Annotated in this window: 5 protein-coding genes; 3 read left to right on the top strand and 2 right to left on the bottom strand. The window is 33.8% G+C overall.

What is annotated here, in order from left to right; all coding sequences use genetic code 11:
• Positions 1 to 131 (bottom strand): Rho termination factor N-terminal domain-containing protein (locus ACIQZC_RS09740; RefSeq protein WP_396139035.1); only part of this gene is annotated, 131 nt, incomplete at its 3' end.
• Positions 132 to 319: 188 nt separating this feature from the next.
• Between ACIQZC_RS09740 and ACIQZC_RS09735 the strand changes: the two genes are divergently transcribed.
• Entirely contained in the window at positions 320 to 739 is a 420-nt protein-coding gene (locus ACIQZC_RS09735; RefSeq protein WP_396139034.1) for a DUF4293 domain-containing protein, read from the top strand.
• Between the two features lie 100 nt (positions 740 to 839).
• On the opposite strand, the gene ACIQZC_RS09730 is transcribed toward ACIQZC_RS09735, so the two are convergent.
• Entirely contained in the window at positions 840 to 1334 is a 495-nt protein-coding gene (locus ACIQZC_RS09730) for a metallophosphoesterase family protein (protein ID WP_396139033.1), read from the bottom strand.
• Between the two features lie 153 nt (positions 1335 to 1487).
• Between ACIQZC_RS09730 and truA the strand changes: the two genes are divergently transcribed.
• Together truA and ACIQZC_RS09720 are read left to right on the top strand one after the other, a co-directional pair.
• On the top strand, positions 1488 to 2234 hold the full coding sequence (truA, locus tag ACIQZC_RS09725) for a tRNA pseudouridine(38-40) synthase TruA (RefSeq protein WP_396139032.1): 747 nt from the start codon (positions 1488 to 1490) through the stop codon (positions 2232 to 2234).
• An 18-nt stretch (positions 2235 to 2252) separates the two neighbouring features.
• On the top strand, positions 2253 to 3911 hold a 1659-nt coding region (locus ACIQZC_RS09720; protein ID WP_396139031.1), incomplete at its 3' end, for an ABC transporter ATP-binding protein.

Below are 3911 nucleotides of genomic sequence, written 5' to 3'. Positions count from 1 at the left end.
GCTTGTAAATCTAAAATTTGATAAACTAAATCGTCTTTTTTTAAAGATCGGTATTTATTGATCTTTGCTACTTTTGCAATTTCTTGCAAATCAGAGAGTTTCATCTCTTTTAATACTTCAATATCGAACATGGATATATTTTGAATAAAATGTTTGGTTGTTTAAAAACAAAAAATGATAAGATTTTTTTTGTAGTGTAAGATGTCGTAGAATGAAGTACTTACGAATAATACGCTGCAATAGTACGAATAAATTTGGAAATAACAATAGTTTAAATAAAAAAGAAATACTATTTTTGTTTCAATAAAAAAATAATAACATGTTACAACGTATTCAAACACTTTATATGACGCTTAGTGTATTAGTCACTAGTGCCTTGCCTTTTGTTTTTGAATTGTGGACGTTAAAAACTGATAATCAGGCAACTGCAGTTTTTATTACTACTTCAGCGTTGTATTTATCGTTATTTGGTTTGGTTACTTTACTTACTATTATTAGTATTTTTAGTTTTAAAAAGAGACAAAATCAATTTGTTTTAAACAGATTGACCATGATATTTAACTTTATTTTACTAGGATTTTTTGTGTATCGCTCGCTAAACTTATCCGGAGAAACCATGGTTTCAGAGAAGGGTATTGGGATGTTTCTTCCTGCAATTTCTATCGTTTTATTAGTCTTGGCAAACAAGGCAATAAAAAAGGACGAAGATCTCGTAAAATCTGTGGATCGATTACGATAAACCTATCATCTTAGTTTATTAGTGCGAAGAAAAAATCCGAAGCGAAAGTTTCGGATTTTTTTGTTTATTTATGCTGAACACTGCGACTGAATACTGATCACTACTTTTTACCCAGTTCAATCACCTCTAAACTCTGAATTTTATCACCATCAATTTCAAAACGCAACATGGTACGCACTTGATGAAACCCATATTTTCCACAAGCACCAGGATTCATGTGGAGTAAATCCAATTTCTTATCAAACTGTACTTTTAAAATATGCGAATGTCCGCAAATGAACAGCTTAGGTGGGTTTTTAGTGATTTCTTCACGAATTGCCGAACTATATTTATCGGGATAACCGCCAATGTGGGTAATCCAAACCTCTACTCCTTCACACCAAAAACGATTGTTCAACGAAAATTCCATTCGGGCTTTGTCATCATCAATATTACCATAAACAGCGCGCAGGGGTTTTATGTTTTTAATCGCATCCGTAACCGCTAAATCACCAATATCGCCCGCATGCCAAACTTCATCGGCTTGATTGGCATATTTTAAAATAACATCATCAATGTGACTGTGTGTGTCAGATAGCAGTAGGATTTTCTTCATTATAAAAAGTTGCAAAGTAATAAGTGCCTAAGATGCAAAGTTGATAAAAAATATAATAGGCTATGTAGCTTTTTCTTTTTAATTAAGAAAACTTTGAATTACAATACGTCCTTTTCTTTGTAACTTTGCGACTTTAAAACTTTAGACCACATTTTGAGATATTTCATTTCTTTTGCATACAACGGAAAAAACTTCCACGGATTTCAGAGTCAGCCTGATGCAGCATCTGTACAAGAAACTTTGGAAGAGGCGCTTTCTACCCTATTTCGGGAGAAAATTACTATAGTAGGCGCCGGAAGAACCGACACGGGTGTGCATGCTAAACAAATGTATGCTCATTTTGATACCGAATTAGAATTAGAATCCGATTATTGGTCACACAAATTGAATTCGTTTTTACCGCCTTCGATTGTAATTTACCGTATTTTTTCAGTTCATCCAGATTCTCATGCGCGTTTTGATGCTACTTCTAGAACTTACGAATATTACATTCACACGTTTAAAGATGCTTTTATTGCTGAAGGTAGTTGGTACCATTCCAATCCATTAGATTTGGAAAAAATGAATGAATCTTGTAAAATTTTGTTCGAATACATCGATTTTGAATGCTTTTCCAAAGTGCATACCGATGTAAATACATTTAATTGTAAAATATCAGAAGCACATTGGAAACAATCGGGAAATCAACTTATCTTCACCATCAGAGCCGATCGCTTTTTGCGGAATATGGTGCGAGCCATTGTAGGAACCATGGTGAATATTGGTTTAGGAAAAATTGAAGTGGCCGATTTGAGAACCATTATTGAAAGTAAAGACCGAAGTAAAGCAGGATTTTCAGTTCCGGCTCACGGATTATATTTAGTTAATGTAGCTTATCCTTATATAGAGGAGAGAAAATAGATCGTAGAAAATAGAAAAATGAAGCTCATCAAATCCAATTCACTTAAAAAAGTATTACACTACGCAAAACCTTATCAAAGAAGGTTTAATTGGGTAATTGTATGGGCTATATTACTTTCAATTTTCGCTGCTGCCCGACCTTATTTATTAAAACAAACCGTTGACGAATACATTAAACCCGAAGACAAACACGGATTATTGGTTTATGTTGTCATCATGGCTGTAGTTTTATTACTTGAAGTTTTGGCTCAATTTTATTTTACCTATTGGGCAAACTGGTTAGGGCAAGACATTATTAGAGATTTACGCGACAAACTTTTTAAACACATTACTTCGTTTAAAATGAAGTATTTTGATATGGAACCGGTAGGGAAATTAGTAACCCGTTCGGTATCCGATATTGAATCTATTGCCAGTATTTTCAGTCAAGGGTTGTTCATGATTGTGAGTGATGTTTTGAAAATGATTGTGATTTTAGGCATTATGTTCTTCATGAACTGGAAATTATCGCTCATTGTATTAGCTGCGATGCCTGTTTTAATAATTGCTACCGATATTTTTCAAAAGAAAATGAAAGTAGCGTTTAATGACGTTCGGAATGAAGTAGCTAATCTTAATACCTTTGTTCAGGAACGCTTAACCGGAATGAAAATCGTACAATTATTCAATCGTGAAAACATTGAATTGGAAAAGTTTAAAGTAATCAATCAAAAACACAATGTCGCTTGGTTGAAAAACATTTTGTACAACTCCATCTTCTTCCCTATTGCCGATATTGTTTCGTCTTTAACCCTTGGTGCTATTGTGTATTCAGCAGGAATCTCAATAATTAGTGGTGCAAATCATAGCAGCATTGGAGATTTATTTGCTTACACGATGTTAATTAACATGCTGTTCAATCCATTACGTCAAATTGCCGATAAATTTAACGTGATGCAAATGGGGATTGTAGCAGCCGATAGGGTTTTTGAAATTTTAGATACCGAAGAAAATGTGCAAGATAAGGGTACCGTTGTAGCCTCTCATTTTAAAGGAACTATCGAATTAAAAGACGTGCGTTTTAGTTATATCAAAAATGAAGAAGTTTTAAAAGGAATTAATCTTAAAGTGAACCCTGGCGAAACCATTGCTATTGTTGGAAGTACTGGCGCTGGAAAATCGACCATTATTAATTTATTGAATCGTTTTTACGAAATTAATTCGGGTACAATTACAATTGATAACCGAAACATTAACGACTATACGTTAGAAAGTCTACGCAAGCAAATTGCTATTGTGTTGCAAGATGTGTTTTTATTTTCCGATAGTATTTATAACAATATTACACTGCACAATGAAAGTATCAGTCGAGAAGAAGTTATTGTTGCCGCTAAGAAAATAGGCGTTCACGATTTTATTATGTCGTTACCCGAAGGTTATGATTATAATGTAAAAGAACGTGGGGTCATGCTTTCTTCTGGCCAACGCCAATTGATTGCCTTTTTGAGAGCTTATGTAAGTAATCCAAGTATCTTAATTTTAGATGAAGCTACCTCTTCTATTGACACGCATTCGGAAGAATTAATACAAAAAGCAACCGAAACCATTACCAAAGATAGAACTTCGATTGTGATTGCACACCGTTTAGCAACCATTGTTAATGCTAGTAAAATTATTGTCATGGACAAAGGCCAAATT

Origin of the sequence: Flavobacterium sp. (genome assembly GCF_044338735.1) — a bacterium.
Classification (GTDB): Bacteria; Bacteroidota; Bacteroidia; order Flavobacteriales; family Flavobacteriaceae; genus Flavobacterium.
Note: the sequence above shows the minus strand (reverse complement) of the source record. Positions and strands in the feature narration are given on the sequence as shown.